11 protein-coding genes are annotated in these 18,051 nt (G+C 39.3%); 10 read left to right on the forward strand and 1 reads right to left on the reverse strand.

Features of this window, described 5'->3' with window-relative positions; genetic code table 11:
- Positions 1-273: 273 nt before the first annotated feature.
- The 7 genes from IM797_RS17310 (at position 274) to IM797_RS17340 (ending at position 10,017) form a co-directional block, all read left to right on the forward strand.
- Complete coding sequence (locus IM797_RS17310; protein WP_194128415.1) at positions 274-3,699, forward strand: SusC/RagA family TonB-linked outer membrane protein; 3,426 nt, start codon at positions 274-276, stop codon at positions 3,697-3,699.
- Between the two features lie 11 nt (positions 3,700-3,710).
- The gene (locus tag IM797_RS17315) at positions 3,711-5,102 is read left to right on the forward strand and encodes a RagB/SusD family nutrient uptake outer membrane protein (protein WP_194128416.1); all 1,392 of its coding nucleotides are present in this window, start codon (positions 3,711-3,713) and stop codon (positions 5,100-5,102) included.
- Positions 5,103-5,272: 170 nt separating this feature from the next.
- Positions 5,273-6,403 (forward strand): TlpA disulfide reductase family protein, encoded by a 1,131-nt coding sequence (locus IM797_RS17320; protein ID WP_194128417.1) that lies wholly within the window; start codon positions 5,273-5,275, stop codon positions 6,401-6,403.
- A 9-nt stretch (positions 6,404-6,412) separates the two neighbouring features.
- Positions 6,413-6,751 carry a hypothetical protein gene (locus IM797_RS17325; protein ID WP_194128418.1) on the forward strand — a complete coding sequence of 113 codons (339 nt, stop codon included), beginning with the start codon at positions 6,413-6,415 and terminating at the stop codon, positions 6,749-6,751.
- A 1-nt stretch (position 6,752) separates the two neighbouring features.
- Positions 6,753-8,066, forward strand: a complete 1,314-nt coding sequence (locus IM797_RS17330; RefSeq protein WP_194128419.1) for a TlpA disulfide reductase family protein — start codon at positions 6,753-6,755, stop codon at positions 8,064-8,066.
- Between the two features lie 158 nt (positions 8,067-8,224).
- On the forward strand, positions 8,225-9,166 hold the full coding sequence (locus IM797_RS17335; protein ID WP_194128420.1) for an AraC family transcriptional regulator: 942 nt from the start codon (positions 8,225-8,227) through the stop codon (positions 9,164-9,166).
- Positions 9,167-9,249: 83 nt separating this feature from the next.
- On the forward strand, positions 9,250-10,017 hold the full coding sequence (locus IM797_RS17340) for an SDR family NAD(P)-dependent oxidoreductase (RefSeq protein ID WP_194128421.1): 768 nt from the start codon (positions 9,250-9,252) through the stop codon (positions 10,015-10,017).
- Positions 10,018-10,158: 141 nt separating this feature from the next.
- On the opposite strand, the gene IM797_RS17345 is transcribed toward IM797_RS17340, so the two are convergent.
- The gene (locus tag IM797_RS17345) at positions 10,159-11,133 is read right to left on the reverse strand and encodes a hypothetical protein (protein WP_194128422.1); all 975 of its coding nucleotides are present in this window, start codon (positions 11,131-11,133) and stop codon (positions 10,159-10,161) included.
- 265 nt (positions 11,134-11,398) lie between these two features.
- Here IM797_RS17345 and IM797_RS17350 point away from each other — a divergent pair, with 265 nt between their 5' ends.
- From IM797_RS17350 to IM797_RS17360, 3 genes are all read left to right on the forward strand, one after another.
- The gene (locus IM797_RS17350) at positions 11,399-12,421 is read left to right on the forward strand and encodes a GntR family transcriptional regulator (RefSeq protein WP_194128423.1); all 1,023 of its coding nucleotides are present in this window, start codon (positions 11,399-11,401) and stop codon (positions 12,419-12,421) included.
- Positions 12,422-12,803: 382 nt separating this feature from the next.
- On the forward strand, positions 12,804-16,082 hold the full coding sequence (locus IM797_RS17355) for a TonB-dependent receptor (RefSeq protein ID WP_194128424.1): 3,279 nt from the start codon (positions 12,804-12,806) through the stop codon (positions 16,080-16,082).
- 20 nt (positions 16,083-16,102) lie between these two features.
- Positions 16,103-18,040 carry a RagB/SusD family nutrient uptake outer membrane protein gene (locus IM797_RS17360; protein ID WP_194128425.1) on the forward strand — a complete coding sequence of 646 codons (1,938 nt, stop codon included), beginning with the start codon at positions 16,103-16,105 and terminating at the stop codon, positions 18,038-18,040.
- Positions 18,041-18,051: the final 11 nt, after the last annotated feature.

Below are 18,051 nucleotides of genomic sequence, written 5' to 3' on the forward strand. Positions count from 1 at the left end.
GCGGCTAACCAACGCTTTAAATTCAAAAATCAACTTAACTAAACAATTAAAAATGAAAGACCAGAAAAAAGAAACCTGACTTATTCAAGAGTTTGGCAGAGAAGAAAAGGAGTGCTGGACACACCCCCTTTCTGATGTCCGTTAAACTTAAAGCCAATAAAGGCTGAGAATCATTGAGCAACAATTTTTCACGATTAACAAGACAATCAAATGTATAAAATTTATACTAAAATTATGTGCAACTGGCGTTGCATGTATAAACCGTTTTTAATAATGAAGTTAACCACCATTATATTAATCGTTTCCATGATGCAGGTTAGTGCAGTATCTTTCGCGCAGCGTGTCACGCTGCGTCGTCAAAAGATAACACTTGAAAGGCTCATCAAGGAAATTAGTACGCAGACGGGCTATAATGTATTACTTCCGGCTGATAAAATCAGTACTGATAAAATCATAGCCGCAGGTTTTTCAAATGCAACACTGACGACAGTAATGGACACTGCACTCCAAGGAAGTGATTTGACTTATGTAATAAAGGACAAAACCATTATTGTTCAAGCTAAAGAGAAATCGATTTTAGGAAATATTGCGGATTACCTGAAACTGATCAATGTCACCGGCCGAATCTTAAATGAAAAAGGAGAAGCGCTTGTCGGGGCTAACGTTAAAGTTAAGGGGACTACAAAAGTGACTCTTACAGATGCTAATGGACGCTACATTTTGAATAGCCTTGATGAACGTGCCATACTGACAATCAGTTTCCTTGGTTACAAGACTCAGGAAGTCAGGGTAGGTACAAAAATGGCGGACATTAAAATGGAGCTTGCTTCAAATAAACTGGATGAAATTAACGTGATTGTGAGTACGGGTTATCAACGCCTACCTAAAGAGCGCGCCGCTGGTTCTTTTGGCTTTGTCACACAGGAAGATCTGGACAAGCGCAGTAACAGCAATATTTTAACTTACCTGGAAGGACAAGTAACCGGATTGTTAACCGGAGCCGATGGTAAACTAACCATTCGCGGCCAAAGTACCATCGCCGCAAGTTCCAATAAAGACCCACTGATTGTTTTGGACGGTTTTCCTATTGAACGAAATGTAGAGAGCATTAATCCGAATGATGTAGAAAGCATCACCGTTTTAAAAGATGCTTCTGCAGCTTCAATATGGGGAGTAAGAGCCGCAAATGGGGTAATTGTCATTCAGACGAAAAGAGGGCGTTCAAGCCGTAAGCCACTCGATATCGACTTTTCATCTACTTTTTCCATTACCCCTGCTGCCGATATCCATAAGCTACCTTATGCATCCAGCGCTTCCTATATTGAATTTGAAAAATTTAAAGTAGACAATAAGCTCACGCTCTTTACCACGGGGGTTCCCCGTTCGGCCATTTCTCCGGTGCTTGACGCGTACTTGAACCATCCTGCAGATGCGAATCAGATGGTTGAGCCCTTGAAAAGTATCAATGCCTATGATGAGTTTAGCGATTTGTTCATGACTTCAGCCAGCCGCGAGCAATATGCATTGGCAATTGCTGGCCGGGGTGAAAAATCTACACACAGGGCTTCTTTTAGTTATGATAACACCAATGCCCAATTCAAGCAAAACAATTCAAAACGGTTTGTAACGGATTTATTTGAAACCCTGACGATATCCTCAAAACTAAGGGCACAGGTTGGATTGAATTATGCGATGAATACCAGTCTGAATAATGGAATGAATTATACCGATTTGAAAAATCTGCTGCCATACCAACGCATTCTGGATGACAATGGCGGATATATTCCTCAAGCCCAAACCTTTTATCAGGGAGACAAGCAGGCTTATGTTAGCGCAGGCTATCCATACAATTGGGATTATAACCTGATGCAGGAATTTAACAATAAAAACAATACGATAAAAACCAGCAACATCAACGTCACAGCCGGTTTAAATTACGAAATTCTGAAGGGCCTTTCTGCAAATCTGGGCTATCAATATGAGTCTGGCAATACCATAACCAAAAATAGTTATAACGAAGATACTTACCTGGTTAGAAACAGTGTAAACTATGCCACGACAATAAAAAATGGAATCCTTACTTCTGGCATTCCAAAAGGTGGAATATATAAGGAGTATAACAACGATTTTTATTCTCAGACCTATCGGGGCATGTTAAAATATGATGGAGATTTTTTGCATGGCAAGCATGTCATTTCGGCCATTGCAGGTACTGAAGTTAGAGAACTTGGCAATAAAGCCTCCAATCAAACTAAGTATGGCTATGACCCTCAAAGTCTTCAATTTGCCCGCGTAAATTACAATGCTTTTTATACCGATGTGAGAGGGAATACCCAAAATTTAATACCTGACGAAACCGTTTTTCAGGACGATCTGAACAGATTTGTATCTATATACACCAACGCCGGCTATACCTATGATGATAAATATACACTAAATGCGAGTGCGAGACTTGATCAAACCAATCTTTTCGGTTCAAGCGAACAGTACAAAAATGTTTGGTTATGGTCTGCAGGTTTGAGTTGGCAGCTTCACAAAGAGCGGTTCTTTGAAATGGGTATTTTTAATAGTTTGATTTTAAGGGCAACCTATGGCATCAATGGAAATGTAAATAAATCTACAAGCCCTTTTTTAATTGCCAATGTGGCCACCAATACCCAAAACAACCTTCCTTATGCTTACGTGTCCAATCCCACCAATCCATTGCTAAGATGGGAAAAAACAAAGGTTGCCAATTTAGGACTTGATTTTGCGATGCTGAAACAGCGTTTAAGGGGATCGTTGGAATATTACAACCGCAGTAGTTCAGACCTGTTAGGTAATGCTACCGTAAATGGGACCTATGGGTTTAATACGGCTTTTATCAATTATGCTAGTCTGACAAATACAGGTATTGATGTCAACTTATCTGGCCTGATTTTAAGTGACGGACTGAAATGGTTGGCCACCCTAAATTATAGTTACAATAAAAATAAGATTACTAAGGTCGATTTTCCACAAAAAACAGTCGGTTCTTATCTGGCTGGTGTACCGCAGATCGGTTTACCACTAAATTATTTATACAGTTATAAATGGGCCGGGCTTTCAGCCACCGGGGCACCCCAGGTGTACAATGAAAAAGGTGAAGCAGTTGGGTATAAAACAGAAATGGCCAATCCTTTAGCCTTAATTTATCAGGGAAATGCTGTCTCTCCGCATTATGGAGCTTTGATTAATGAGTTTGGCTATAAACGTTTTTCTTTACTCACCAATTTTACTTATAAAATGGGACATCATTTCTTTGTTCCGGTAATTCAGTACAGTACGGCCTATGGAGGCGCATCGCAAATTTCCTCAGACTGGGATAAAAGGTGGATGAAGCCTGGTGATGAGGTGTTTACCAATACGCCTGCGGCACCAACAGTATTGACTGGCCTGAATGTTTATGATCAGTACACGCAATATGCTGATGTCAATGTCGAAACTGCTTCAATAATTCGGTTCAGAGAGTTGTTGATCAATTACAAACTTCCGGTAAAATCGAGAGCTAACTATCCCTCGTCTGTATTTACCATTGGTCTGCAGGTTAGAAATCTGGCCACTTATAAATTTAACAAAGCAGGCCTGGATCCGGAGTACTTTACCACTACGACGCAAAATAGTACGACAATTTTGCCCCCAACACCTGAATATTCGCTCATTCTAAAAGCAAACTTTTAAATCATAAGCATATGAGAAGTTTAAAATATATCTGTTTCCTTTTGGTACTTACTATCAGTTTAACGGGCTGTAAAAAGTATCTGGATATTGTGCCTAAAGGAAAAATTATTCCTCAAAAGACCAACGACTATCGTTTATTACTGGATCAGATTTCACCAAGGGGAAGCTCTAATGGTTTCACGCAAAGCTTTAGCAACGATGTACTGCTGTCGGATGACATGGAGGTCAATACTTTTTCGGCTGGTTTTTATAAAGCCGCAGCCCAAAATGTACTGATGTTTGCCGAGCACATTTATCAGGATTTCGAATCTGATCCGGATTGGGAAGCTTTGTATAATCAAATCTATGTGGCTAATCTGGTTGTTAAAGAGGTCATGGATTCAGAGGGTGGAACTGATGCCGAGAAAAACCAATTGCTCGCTGAAGCAAAAGTTCATCGTGCATATGCCTATCTGATTTTAGTGAATTTATATGCCCGGCAGTACGTAGCTGCAACGGCAGCCACTGATCCGGGGGTGCCGATCCGAAAAAACTTAGATTTTGAAGAGAAATTGCCTAGAGCGAGTGTACAGGAAGTATACAATTACATTTTGCAGGACTTAAATGAGGCTTTGGGAAAACTACCTGCAACACCGCAGCTTAACCTGAATTACCGGCCTGTAGAAGCTTCATGTCATGCATTGTTGGCAAGAACTAACCTATATATGAACAATATCCAGTCGGCCTTAACCTATGCAACCAGTTCACTCCAATTGTACAATACCCTGACTGATTACAATACTTTGGCTCCAGGACAATCATTTCCAGGTACGCTTGCTGAGCTTACTGGACTACAGAATAGAGAAGTATTGCTTTTAAAAAGCCCAACTTCCCCTGAATCCTTTTTTTACGGAAGTAACGCATTGATTGGGCTTTATGATCAGCAAAATGACCTTCGTTTTAAAGCCAAGTTTGCAAGTGATGCTGCCTTTGGTTTAAACTTTGGATTTATCAGTACGGGTTGGTCTGGAAAAACGCCGGCAAAAGGTTTGTCTACTGCCGAAATGTTGTTGACCCGAGCGGAGTGTTATGCCAGGACCGAAAAAGTGAGTGAAGCAATGGCTGATTTAAATACGCTAAGGAAAAGTCGGTTTAAAACCGGGAGCAGTACCTTACTAACCGCTACATCTCCGGCGCAGGCGCTGATACTGGTTAAGCAGGAAAGACGTCGTGAACTTGCCTTTAGCGGCATCAGATGGTTTGACATCAAAAGGTACAATATTATAGATAACGATAATATTTCAGTTACCCACTTCATTAACGGAACCAGTTATACTTTACCTCCAAATAGTTTAAGATCGGTATTGCCCATTGGAAGAAAGTACATTGACCTGAATCCAGAAATCATCCAAAATCCAAGGTAAACTGCATCAGCCAGAACATCGGCAATACCGCGTATAACAATAATTAAATAATATATAAACAGAGCTTATACTAAGTGCTTGTCATCCTGACCTGAAGCGCAGCGGAAAGTCGCGTAATAAATTTATCATCAGGATGATGAGTGCTTTGTATACGCTAAAAACATGCAATTATGATAACAATTAAAAATTTAAAATGCCTGGTTCTCATTTTGTCAATGAGTTTAACCAGCAAAGTTTTTGCACAACAGAAGTTTACGATCTCGGGAAATGCACCTGGTAAAAATGGACAAAAGGTAGAGTTAGTCCGGTTTACTGAAGGCTCAATTCAAAATCTTGCTGCTGATACAATAAAAAATGAAAAGTTTCATATTTCCGTACCAGTAGATGAGATCAGCCTGGCTTTAATCCAAATTGATAAAAAGTTTGGCGGTACTGTAGCCATAGAACCTGCTCATTTAATGTATAGCATGGCCGTAGACGGAACCTTTGGAACTGAAGGTGGAAAATACACCACGGTATTGAATGGCTTTTTAAAAAACAAAGCATTCATCGCTGCGGATGACCTGTTTAAAAAACTGACAAAAGGTGGAAATATTGCTGCAATTAAAGGTACAAAAGAAGAGTGGGAAATGATTGAACCGTTTTTAAAGAAGGAAGACCTGAGGAGTAGTTATCTGGCCAATCTGGTTAAATCCAATCCGGATCCAAAAGTTAAAGTTATGGCAGCCATCATGTGCGAACTGCAACCTGATGCGGCTAAAACGATGGAAATAATCAATAAAGTTGCTCCGCAGGTCGGAGAAAATACGATCATGATGAGAAGGGTAAGATCTATGGAAAAACAGCAGGCTGCGGCTTTGGCCAGAAGACATGAAGGGATGCTGGGGCAACAGTTTACCGATTTTACAGCAGTTAATTTGAAAGGCGAAAGCATGAATCTCGCGCCTATAGTTAAAAATAATAAATATACGCTACTACAGTTTTGGGCATCCTGGTGCGGACCATGCCGTAAAGAAATACCCTTATTAAAGCAATTGTATTCGAAATATAAATCAAAAGGCCTCGAAATCGTTTCATTCTCCATGGATGACAACAAATACAACTGGGAGAAAGCATCGGAGGTAGAAAAATTTAACTGGATTAATGTATCAGATCTGCGTGCGTTTGGTAGTGGTGTTGCCAAGGTATACCCAATATTTGGCATTCCAGCAAACGTGATCATTGATCAGAACGGCAAAATTTTAGCGAGTAATCTGTTAGATAAAGAGCTTGAAACCAAAATTGCAGAATTGCTAAAATAAGGGGGAGAAGTGACGAATGTGTTTTTTTGCTTATTGATCATTGCGGTTTTACTTTTTATTGCTGCAAAAGCTGCTCTAAATGTGTTTTTGCTTACCGGAAACATAACAGGGAAAAATGGTCAGCGCGCTTACCTGATATGTAATGAACAGAATGGGAGTCAGGGAATTCTGTGTTCAGTATTGATTCAAAACGACAGGTTTCGACTCTCGTATCAGGGAGATCAACAAAGACCGGTCTGTCTTGTCATCGGTGATGGTGAAGACAAAATCAAATATCCGATCAGGATCAATAACGGCCATTATAGCTTTTGCCAGATTGGGAACAGTTATCTATTTAAAACTACGTAAAATGAAGAGTATACTTACGGTAATGAGCAGTTTATTGCTGCTCAATGTTTCTGCACAACAATACAATGCCTTAAAAATTCCTGCTCATACCGAGCAGGGTAAAAAAACAGATATAGTTTATGTTCCAGATTCCACAACACTTTCTGCTGCCAGACAGATTTCAGGAAGAGCGTATTTTTATGACCGGTTGAAACAGTTGGCCATGGAAAATTTTCAATTGAAACACAAAGGTCGAAGCTGGAAGGGAAGTCTAAATATACCAGACAGTGCTGTAATGATGAGTCTGGTTTTCAATGCTGAAGATATTAAATCTACCGATAACAACCAGAATAAAGGATATTTATTTCCAATTTATAAACAAGGAAAAGCCATTCAATTTGCCTATGCGCGTATGGCAGATCTGTTGGGGGCTGGCCCCCCTGATGCTGCGGGAATAAAGAAAAATCATAAACAGGCACTTGTTTACATGAAGGAGGAAATGGAAGTGCACCCGGAAAGTGAGCAGGCATTGCGGTCCATTTTTTACAATATGCTGGCTAATTCTCCGGATCGCGAAGATAAGGTCGATTTAGTTAAGCGTTTGAATTCCTTTAAAAGTGATCGGGAAGAGGACCTGATGATGACACAGTTGTATCTCTCGTATTTTGGCGGGAAAAAGCAGGCTGATTCTTTAGATCAACTCCTGATCAGAAATTTTCCGGATGGCAATTATGTCAAATCGAAGCGCCCGCAAGCCACAAAATTAGCCGTTAAAATAGAACCAGATCAATTGCCTAAAGCTATTGCAGGGCCTACTATGAGCCAAGCGGAAATTTTGGAAAAAGTAAGAGTAAACCTAATCAATGAACCTGTAAACTCGATTAGTCTTAAAGATTTAAACGGAAATTCTGTGGCAATCGGAGAAGGTGCACTGAAAGGAAAAGTGATCATTCTTGATTTCTGGGCAACCTGGTGTAAGCCTTGTATTGCTTCTTTCCCAGCGATGCAAAAAGTAATAGACCATTACCGTGATCATACCTCCGTTCAGTTTTTGTTTATTGCAACGATGGAGCAAGGCGACGCCTTGAAAAATGTGAAGCAATTTATGGTTAAAAACAACTATTCCTTCAAGGTATTATTAGATGAGAGAACGGATGATCTGAATATGTATAAAGCTTATGCCAATTATAAAGCAGAAGGCGGAATCCCTTACAAACTTGTGATCGATGGGGATGGCCGTGTAAGGTTCAGGACATCGGGATTTTCTGGAAATGAAGCGGACTTGGTTGCAGAGCTGTCGGCTATGATCGACCTGGCCTTGAAATCCGGCAAATAACTCTTTCAAATTTTGCCGCACATGATTTAGCATATTTGATTACACTTATTTGTAATCAAATAGCTTATAAGTTTAAGTTGCCGCTGCTCTTCATAGGGGGCGGCAGCTTATGATGTTAAAAACCACATTTGTTCCGTATCTTTGATTTTTGCAAGCCAATGAATGCGATAACGATCAAAGATTTCTACCAGGATATTTTGGGTGATTCTTGCCCGGATATTGATCATTTTCTGAATGAAAATATCCATAAAGACATCGGACATTTTAATGTGTTTGATATAGCAGAGATATTCAGATCTGCAAAGGCTAAAACTGAAATGCCGTACAACAGAAGGACTTATTATAAAGTGAGTTTAATTTCTGGTCACAATAAAGTAGAATATGCCGATAAAACAATAGAGATCAAAGATTGTGCGGTTTTGTTTGCCTCGCCAAAAATTCCTTATAATTACACGCATTTGGGGCCGATACAATCCGGGCATTTTTGTGTTTTTACTAAGGATTTTTTATCAAAATCGGCTATGGGGATGGATGTAGATCAGCTTCCTATTTTCTCAGCTCAGAGTGACTTTGTTTATGAAATTTCAACGGCTCAATATGAACAGATTCATCAGGTATTTCTAAATATGCATGCGGAAATAACTTCTGACTACGTCTATAAATACGATTTGCTGCGAAATTATCTGATGGAACTTATTCATTATGGGCAAAAGTTAAAACCTATCTTCCCAGTTGAAAATGGTAAAACGGCTGCTGCAAGAACGACAACCTTATTTATTGAACTGCTTGAGCGGCAGTTTCCTATTGAAAATATCAGTCAGCTTTTACAATTGAGAACACCAGCAGATTATGCCGGTACTTTAGGCATACACATCAACCATTTGAACCGTGTACTGAAAGAAAACACTGGAAAAACTACCGGGGAAATTATCAGCAGCAGAATTTTTCAGGAAGCCAAAATATTGCTGACACAAACGCAGTGGAATATCTCTGAAATTGCATTTACACTTGGTTTTGAAGAAGTGGCACATTTCTCTAATTTTTTTAAAAAGCACAGCAGCCAGTCGCCACAGTTGTATAGAGAAATGTTTATTGTTTGATTTTTACAAATATCTCTTTGATTTACGCAAATTTCATAATGCTTTTCATTGCCATTTTTGTTTAGTAATTTAAAACAAAAAAAATGGCAGATAATCAAAGTAAAATAGCTTTAGTGACAGGTGGAAGTCGTGGCCTGGGTAAAGATTCGGCTTTACAGTTGGCAAAAAAGGGATTTGATATCATCATCACTTATCAAACCAAGAAAGAATACGCAGAAGAAGTTGTGGAAGAGATCGAAGCTACCGGTCAAAAAGCACATGCCTTGCAGTTGGATATTGCGACAACAACAGGTTTTGATCATTTTGTAAATGAGGTAAAAGGTATTTTAGATACACAATATGGTGCCCAAAAATTAGCTGCATTGGTAAATAATGCTGGTGTCGGCATCAATGTACAATTTGAGCAGACCACGGAAGAACAATTGGACGCGATGACCAATATCCATTTTAAAGGTCCTTATTTTCTTACCCAGAAGCTTTTGCCTTTGTTAAAAGATGGTAGCAGCATCGTGAATACATCATCCGGATTGGCCAGATTCTCTATGCCTGGATATGCTGCCTATGGTGCCATGAAAGCAGCAATTGATTCACTTTCAAGATATCAGGCATTAGAATTGGGAAGTAGAAAAATCAGGGTAAATTCCATCGCTCCAGGAGCTATCGCTACCGACTTCGGAAATGGTGCTGTACGTGATATCTCGGGAATTAATCAAATGATCTCTTCTCAAACTGCATTGGGTAGGGTCGGTTTACCTGATGATATTGGTAGTGTGGTTGCTTTCCTTTGTACAGATGAGTCTAAATGGATCAATGGCCAGCGGATTGAAGTTTCTGGAGGTATTCATATTTAAAGAGAATTTTAAGAAGTGCCGGTTATAGACTGGTAATTGTATACCCGCATGCATCATCGTTCCGAATTTTTCAGGAGCATTCTTGAATAATATTGCTCCTGAAAAATTCAAAATGGCGATAAACATAGTACAGCCTGGTACTTAAATAATTTTTACATCAATTGGAATGGTAATTCTTTTGGTCGCTATTTCAGACTTTTTGTAGCCAAACAAATATATCAGGTCAGGGTTGCATTGATAGAAATAGATCACATGAATATTTTTGACTTCTTTTTTCCAAAGCTTATTCAATTCAAAGTAGATCGAATCAGCTACAAATTCTTTAAAGGATAAATTGGGTTTCATTCTTAATTTATCATAAAAATATTCTGGAAAACTTAAGATAGATTTGGTGCCATTACAGTTGTCAACGAGTGGTTCTGTAACATAATCTTTTTCGTTTTGTACTTTGTAATGTAATACATTGTTTTGCAGTTCAATGATTTCAATTTTTGTATCCGAAAAAGGAAATGTTTTGTGTTGATCACCGGGTTTCAATTCAATTTTATCAATATGATAAGGAATGGAGATTTCTAAAGTGACACTACCTTTTAGTCTTTGATTTTGTAAATCCCATATGGCTGGATTAAAACTAATGGCACCCGCATTTTTGTTGATGCTAACATCGGTTTCGTCAATTATAATTTTTTCGCCGCGGTCATTGGTTAAATTGTATCCTACAAGTTTACATTTTAATAAATCAGTCATCACATAGTTTTGATGCGCCTCAACGAATTCGGCTTCTATGTCCGGAAATTCTCCAGCCGAACTTTTGTAAACAGAATCGACCTTTAAGTTTTTTTCCAGATGCGACAGGAAGGCATCAACCATTTGCTTGTTTAAGTTTACTTTCCAGGGGTAATAGGTGTTGGTATATTCCTTGTCTACCTGGATTGTGGCATCTTGAGACGTCACATTTTCATACACCGCATATTTGCCCGCATATTTGATGTCAGAATTGCCAAACTTCGATATGCTATCTGCCAATTGATTGGAGAGTGCCGGATATTTGCTGGATTTCTGACACGAAAAGTTGATAGAAGTGATCAGTAGTATCGCATAAAATAAGCTTTTCATGAAATGTTAATGGTTTAAGCGGTCAATTTAAAAATGGTCTTGTAGCAAACAACAAATACTGTCCCAATTAGTTTGCACACATTGGCAATTGGTTCTTTTTGAGGCATCTATATGCTTAGATTTCTATGTATTTAGATATCTATATTTCTTGTGTTGTAAATTGAATAGGCTTATAAAGGAACAATTATGAAAAAAACTTTTATATATTAGCCGCCGAATATCATTACGTTCGCAATCAATCTCAGCTGTTTTATCGCATTTCTGAATGAAGCTACATCAATTAATTAAAGAAATTAAAGGTTTAGAAGAGGTCTCTACATTTTCTAAACACGAACAACTTGTACAGGGAATCATCAATGCTTTGGACCAAAAGATATTAGTTCGTGGAGATGCTTTGCCATCGGTAAATAAGATGATCACGGAAATCGGCTATGCTCGCGAAACGATTGCCAAAGCATATAAAGAACTTGTAAGCAGAGGGATCATCGAATCTAAAAACAGGAAAGGTTACTTTGTTGCCACGGAAGATACGGAGCAGCATTTAAAAGTGTGTTTATTGCTGTATGCATTTGATACCTTTCAGGAGACGTTTTATCAAAGCTTTAGAAACAGGATCGGCGAAAATATCCAGGTTGATGTTTTTTTTCATCATAATAATTTTTCTGTATTTGAAAGTACAATAAATAACATCAAAGGTAAATATGGCATGTACGTGATCGCACCCATTGATGTGCCTGATGCTGTACCTTTGATGCAACAATTGCCCATGAATAAACTACTTATTGTAGACAGGCAGTTAAATTTAAATGAAGATCATTCTTACATTGTTCAGGAGTTTAAGGAATCTTCTTACCAGGCTTTTGTAGCCCTGGCCGATCGCATTAAAGAATTTGACCAGTTTGTATTCTTTTTCAAGCAGCAATCCGCAGAGCCAAATGATGTGCTGGATTCATTTCAACAATTTATAAAGGATTATGACATCAATGGCATCATCAAAAGTAAATATGAGTCTGGTAGCATAGCCCCGAATAAGGTGTATTTTACTATCCATAATCTGGAATTGTGGGAGATTCTTAAAGATTCTAAACTTAAGGGATTAAAACCGGGTAAGGATTTAGGTATTTTATCGCATAACGACGATAATGTTAAAGAGATCATTTTTGACGGAATTACCACCTTTTCTATTGATTTTGCTAAAATGGGTGAAATGGCGGCTGAGTTTGTTTTATCCAGAAAGCCTGTAAAACACATTATGGAGAATAAACTGATTCGTAGAAATTCATTGTAAGGTCGATCCTTAGCGCCTTGATTATCATAACCTTCTACTAACAGGGCTAGCTCACAGCTGATTTTATCTTAATATTTATTTATTCTGAAAATATATTTTGGATTCTAAAATATTTACTTACTTTTGGTAGTAGGATAGTGTAGTATAGTACAGCTTTATGCATTTGATCCTAACCATTCTAACCAACCAAATATAAATTATGAAAATGTCAGCATTTACAGGATCTGGTAGACCTAAACTACAAACTAATTATCAGCTGTTATTCAAGTGTAATTCTTCCTGATTAATTTATTCGATAATGCAATTGATGCATCTGCTTAAATTATCACATTTAGGGTTTAATCTGGATAAAAACTCATTTACTTTAATAACTTAATAATTGATGAAACATTTTTACTGGTTTTATAGGTGCTTTCGGGTACCTCAAAAGTTATGTGTCCTACATACACTGAGCTGTTTAATCATAATCTCTTTAACGCTATTTAATACACCAGATGCTTCAGCTCAAGCTGGTGGTAAAAAAACAATTACAGGTAAGGTTACCGATGCTATGGGATTACCACTTCCGGGGGTGATTGTTGCCACTACTAGCGGGCCGAAATTGGGTACACAGACAGACAATAATGGTAGGTTTGTGCTTGACGTGGAGCCGGGTGTTGTACTGCGTTTCTCTTATGTTGGTTACATCGAACAAAAGGTAACCGTTACGCTCACTACCAATGTGATTGATATCAAATTGCTTGAAAGTGCCATTCAGGCCGACGAAGTAGTGATTACAGCTATGGGACAAAAACAGCGCAAAGAAGCCATTGTAGGTGCAGTATCTACCATAAGACCCGGAGATTTAAAGGTTCCTGCCAGCAACTTAACGGGAGCAATGGCCGGTAAAATTTCTGGAGTGATCGCTTTTCAGCCAAGTGGACAGCCGGGGCAGGACAATTCTAACTTCTTTATCAGGGGCGTAACCACATTCGGTTATAGAAGAGAGCCACTAATTCTGATTGATAATGTGGAAATGACCTCTTCTGATCTTGCGCGTTTGCAGGTTGATGATATTGAAAGCTTTTCTATCCTGAAAGATGCAAGTGCAACAGCACTTTATGGAGCCAGAGGCGGAAATGGTGTTATCCTGGTGAAAACAAAAGAAGGAAAACCCGGGAAGGCCCAAATCAATTTCAGACTGGAAGGTTCAGCTTCTGAGGCCATTAAATCTTTGGAAATAGCAGATCCGATTACCTATATGAAGCTTTATAATGAAGCGCTAACAACCAGGAATTCACCAGGAGCATTGTATACGCCAAATAAAATAATGAATACGTTAGCATCCATGAACGGCGCACCGGGTAGTAATCCATACGTTTATCCTGCAGTGAACTGGATGGACATGCTGTTTAAAAAACGAACTACAACGGAAAGGGCCAATTTGAATATTTCAGGCGGTGGGGGAGTTGCCCGTTATTATATTGCAGGATCCTATTCAAATGACAATGGTATACTCAAAACAGACATCAGAAACAACAACAATAACAACGTAAGTTTTAAAAATTACCAGTTGCGGTCGAACATTAATATAGACCTGACCAATACGACGGAACTGGTGGTTCGTTTGTCTGGTAATTTTAATGAATATGTGGGGCCCATGACCAATGATCCTTCATTTGCAACAGATCTTTACAATATCGCCACGCATACCAGTCCGGTCGATTTTCCAGCATATTATGAGCCGGATGCAGCCAATGCAGGCGTACAGCACATTCTTTTTGGCAACAATACAAGCGCTACGGTACTGCCCGATGGTACTACGCCACCCAGTTCTTCAACTGATGTGAAAAATATCAATCCTTATGCTGCCTTGCTTAGAGGTAACAGAAGGTTTTCTGAATCCAGAATGCTTGCTCAGCTGGAGTTAAATCAGAAATTAGATTTCCTGACTAAGGGCTTAAATTTTAAAGGCATATTCAGTACAAACAGATACGCAAGGTTTGAATCGCAACTGGCTTACGCACCTTATTTTTATAATGTCCAGTCGTATGATAAAGCTTCCAACCAATACACCCTAAACTGGATCAATAATAAACCGGATCAGGCAAGGGAATATTTAAATTATTATGCCGGTGAAAGTACACTCAATACTTTCCTTTATCTACAGGGTGTGATAGATTATTCAGCCGATCTCGGTGAGAACCATAACGTGAGTGCGGCTTTGATTGGAACACAGCAACAGCAGTTAAATGCCAATGCAAAAACTTTATTCAATTCATTGCCTTTTAGAAATCTGGGCTTGTCCGGACGTGCTACCTACTCCTATAAAAGCCGTTACTTCCTGGAAGCCAACTTTGGTTACAATGGATCCGAACGTTTTTCTGAAAACCATAGGTTTGGGTTTTTTCCAACTATTGGGGCTTCGTGGATCGTGTCGGGCGAGAAGTTTTATGGAAACCTGGCCAATGTAATAGACCGCATGAAACTGAGGGCCAGTTATGGTCTGGTTGGTAACGATGCCATCAGCGACCGGAGATTTTTCTACCTGTCTGATGTAAACTTAAACGGAGGTAACCCAGCTTCATTTGGGACTAATTTAGAATATTCGCACAATGGGGTGAGTATCAATAATTATGAAAACAGAGATGTAACCTGGGAAGTATCCAGACAGATCAATTTGGGACTGGAACTGACACTTCTTAAAAACTTCAGATTTACGACGGAGGTTTATAAAAATTATAAATCTGATATTCTACAGGAAAGAAAAGATATTCCAAGTACAATGGGCCTGGAATCAAAAATATCTGCAAACATCGGGAAAGTTGAATCGCAGGGGATAGAGTTCTCTCTCGATGGAAAGCATAATTTTACCCGTGATTTCTGGGTATCTTCCATAGCCAACTTTACACTTGCTAAAAATAAATATACACAATATGAAGAACCTGATTTTGATGAGAAATACCGCCTTCATAATGGGGTGTCACTCAACAGAAATTTTGGCTACATCGCCGAACGTTTATTTGTAGACGATAATGAAGCTAAAAATTCGCCAAAACAAATATTTAGTAACAATGGCATTGCGCCAATGGGTGGCGACATTAAATACCGGGATTTAAATGGGGACGGCGTAATCGATGGAAAAGACCAAACCTGGTTCGGAAATCCCACAGTACCTGAAATTGTCTATGGATTTGGATTGTCTACAGGCTATAAAAATTTTGATTTTAACGTATTCTTTCAGGGACAAACAGGAGTGTCCTTTGTTATTGATCCAGGCAGAACAAGTCCGTTTATTAAGAGTCCTGATGCCTGGCTGACAGGAAATACCCAGGTTATCCAACAATTTGCAGATGACCACTGGTCGGAGGACAATCAAAATTTATATGCTTTATATCCAAGGCTTGGCATAAATGGGGCAGTGATAGAAAATAACCGTCAAAATAGCTCATGGTGGTTGCGCGACGGTAGTTTTCTGAGAATGAAATCTCTGGAAGTAGGCTATACCCTTCCACGTCGCCTCGCCAACAAGATTAAACTTAAAAATCTTAGGGTTTATTTTAGCGGACTTAACCTGATCACCTGGAGCCCTTTTACCATGTGGGATCCTGAAATTGGTGGTAACGGATTCTCCTATCCCCTGCAAAAGGTGTATAACATTGGCGTAAATATTAGTTTATAGTTAATATAAAGAATAAAGACATGAGGTCATTATATTCAAAATTTTTATACACAGTAGTTCTGGCCTTGTCCTTAACATCGTGTAAAAAGTATCTGAACGTTACACCAGATAACGTGGGTACCATAGATTATGCTTTCAGGAACCGCAATGAGGCCGAAAATTATCTGTTTGGTTGCTATTCTACTTTACAGAAGTTGCAGGATCCATGGATGGACGCGGGATTTTCTACTTCCGGGGAAATCGTATTCCCTGGTCCGAAAGAAATAGACGATACACAGAGTGTCAATGCGGTTGGCTTTAACATGATGCGGGGTACGCAAACCAGTGGTACGCCTGGATTGAATTATTGGGATGGTAACGAAGGCGGACAAGCCATGTTTGCAGCCATCAGACGTTGTAATACGATGCTTGAAAACATCGATAAACCCATTGACCTGGGCGAATCGGAAAAGAAAAGATGGATTGCAGAGACTAAATTTTTAAAGGCTTACTATCATTTTTACCTGTTCCGCATGTATGGCCCGATACCCGTTACTGATGTGAACTTACCAATCAACAGTTCGATTGAGGAGACGCGGGTAAAAAGAAACCCGGTGGATTCTGTGGTGAATTACATGGTACGCTTAATTGATGAAGCAACTCCGGACCTGCCGAATCAAATTTCAAATCAAACCCAGGAACTGGGACGAATAACCCGTTTAATCGCACTTTCCGTAAAAGCTCAGATTTTAGTGACTGCTGCCAGTCCACTATTTAACGGGAATCCTGATTATTCCGGATTCCAGAATAAAGACGGACAGGTATTGTTTAGTCAGGAAAAAGATCCTAAGAAATGGGATCGCGCTGCAGAGGCATGCGCAACTGCATTGAATGCTTGTTTGGCTGCCGGCTTAAAGTTACACACCTTTACACCTACCGCTAATATGCCTGCCAATCTTCCGCAGGAGCTGATCAATGTGTTAACGATTCAGACCGCGGTTACTGAAAAATGGGAACTGAATACAGAATTGATCTGGGGAATGGCACCTAATTTTGGTTTTGGAAAACAAGAACGGTTTATACCACGCCTAACAGCTGCTGCCGCCTCAAACATAGGTAGTGCTCAGGGCTTTTTTGCCGTGCCAATTGCCGAACAGGAATTGTTCTATACCAATAACGGACTTCCAATTGATGAGGACAAAACCTGGGATTATAGAAATAGATATACTTTAAAAACTGGTACTGCTGAAGATCAGTATTATGTGCACAATGGTTATGAAACTGTAAAGGCGCATTTTAAACGCGAGCCAAGATTTTATGCTTCTATTGCGTTTGACGGAGGCGTTTGGTACGGAAACGGACAGTTAGGAGACCCCGCCAATGCAAATTATGTACAGGCCAGAGGAACTACAAGTTATGCCGGACCTAAAGATCAAAGTCACACTAATATTTCAGGTTACTGGCCTAAAAAACTGGTAAATTACATGACCGTTTACAATGACCGACTGACCTATGAAAACTTCCATTTTCCGCTAATGCGTCTTTCAGATCTTTATCTGTTGTACGCAGAAGCATTGAATGAACAAGGTAAAGGTTACGCAGAGGTATTGCCTTATATTGATGAAGTAAGAAAAAGAGCAAAAATTCCAACGGTTACAGAAGCATGGACCGCCCAGTTGTCAACAAGTCCTGCAAAATATGCGAATCAGTCGGGACTTCGCCAAATCATTCACCAGGAAAGAAGGATTGAACTTGCTTTTGAATGTATGCCAGGATGGGACTTACGTCGATGGAAAGAATTACAAACAGTAATGGCCAAACCCATGCAGGGATGGAGCATTTTTGATGACCAGGCCCTGAATTACTATCGTGCCCGTAACTTGTTCGTGCCGATATTTAATACCAAAGATTATCTGTGGCCTATTAAGGCTGATAATTTATCGGTAAATCCCAATTTAGTTCAAAATCCTTTTTGGTAATCCAATATAAA

Source organism: Pedobacter sp. MC2016-24 (assembly GCF_015223055.1).
Lineage (GTDB): Bacteria > Bacteroidota > Bacteroidia > Sphingobacteriales > Sphingobacteriaceae > Pedobacter.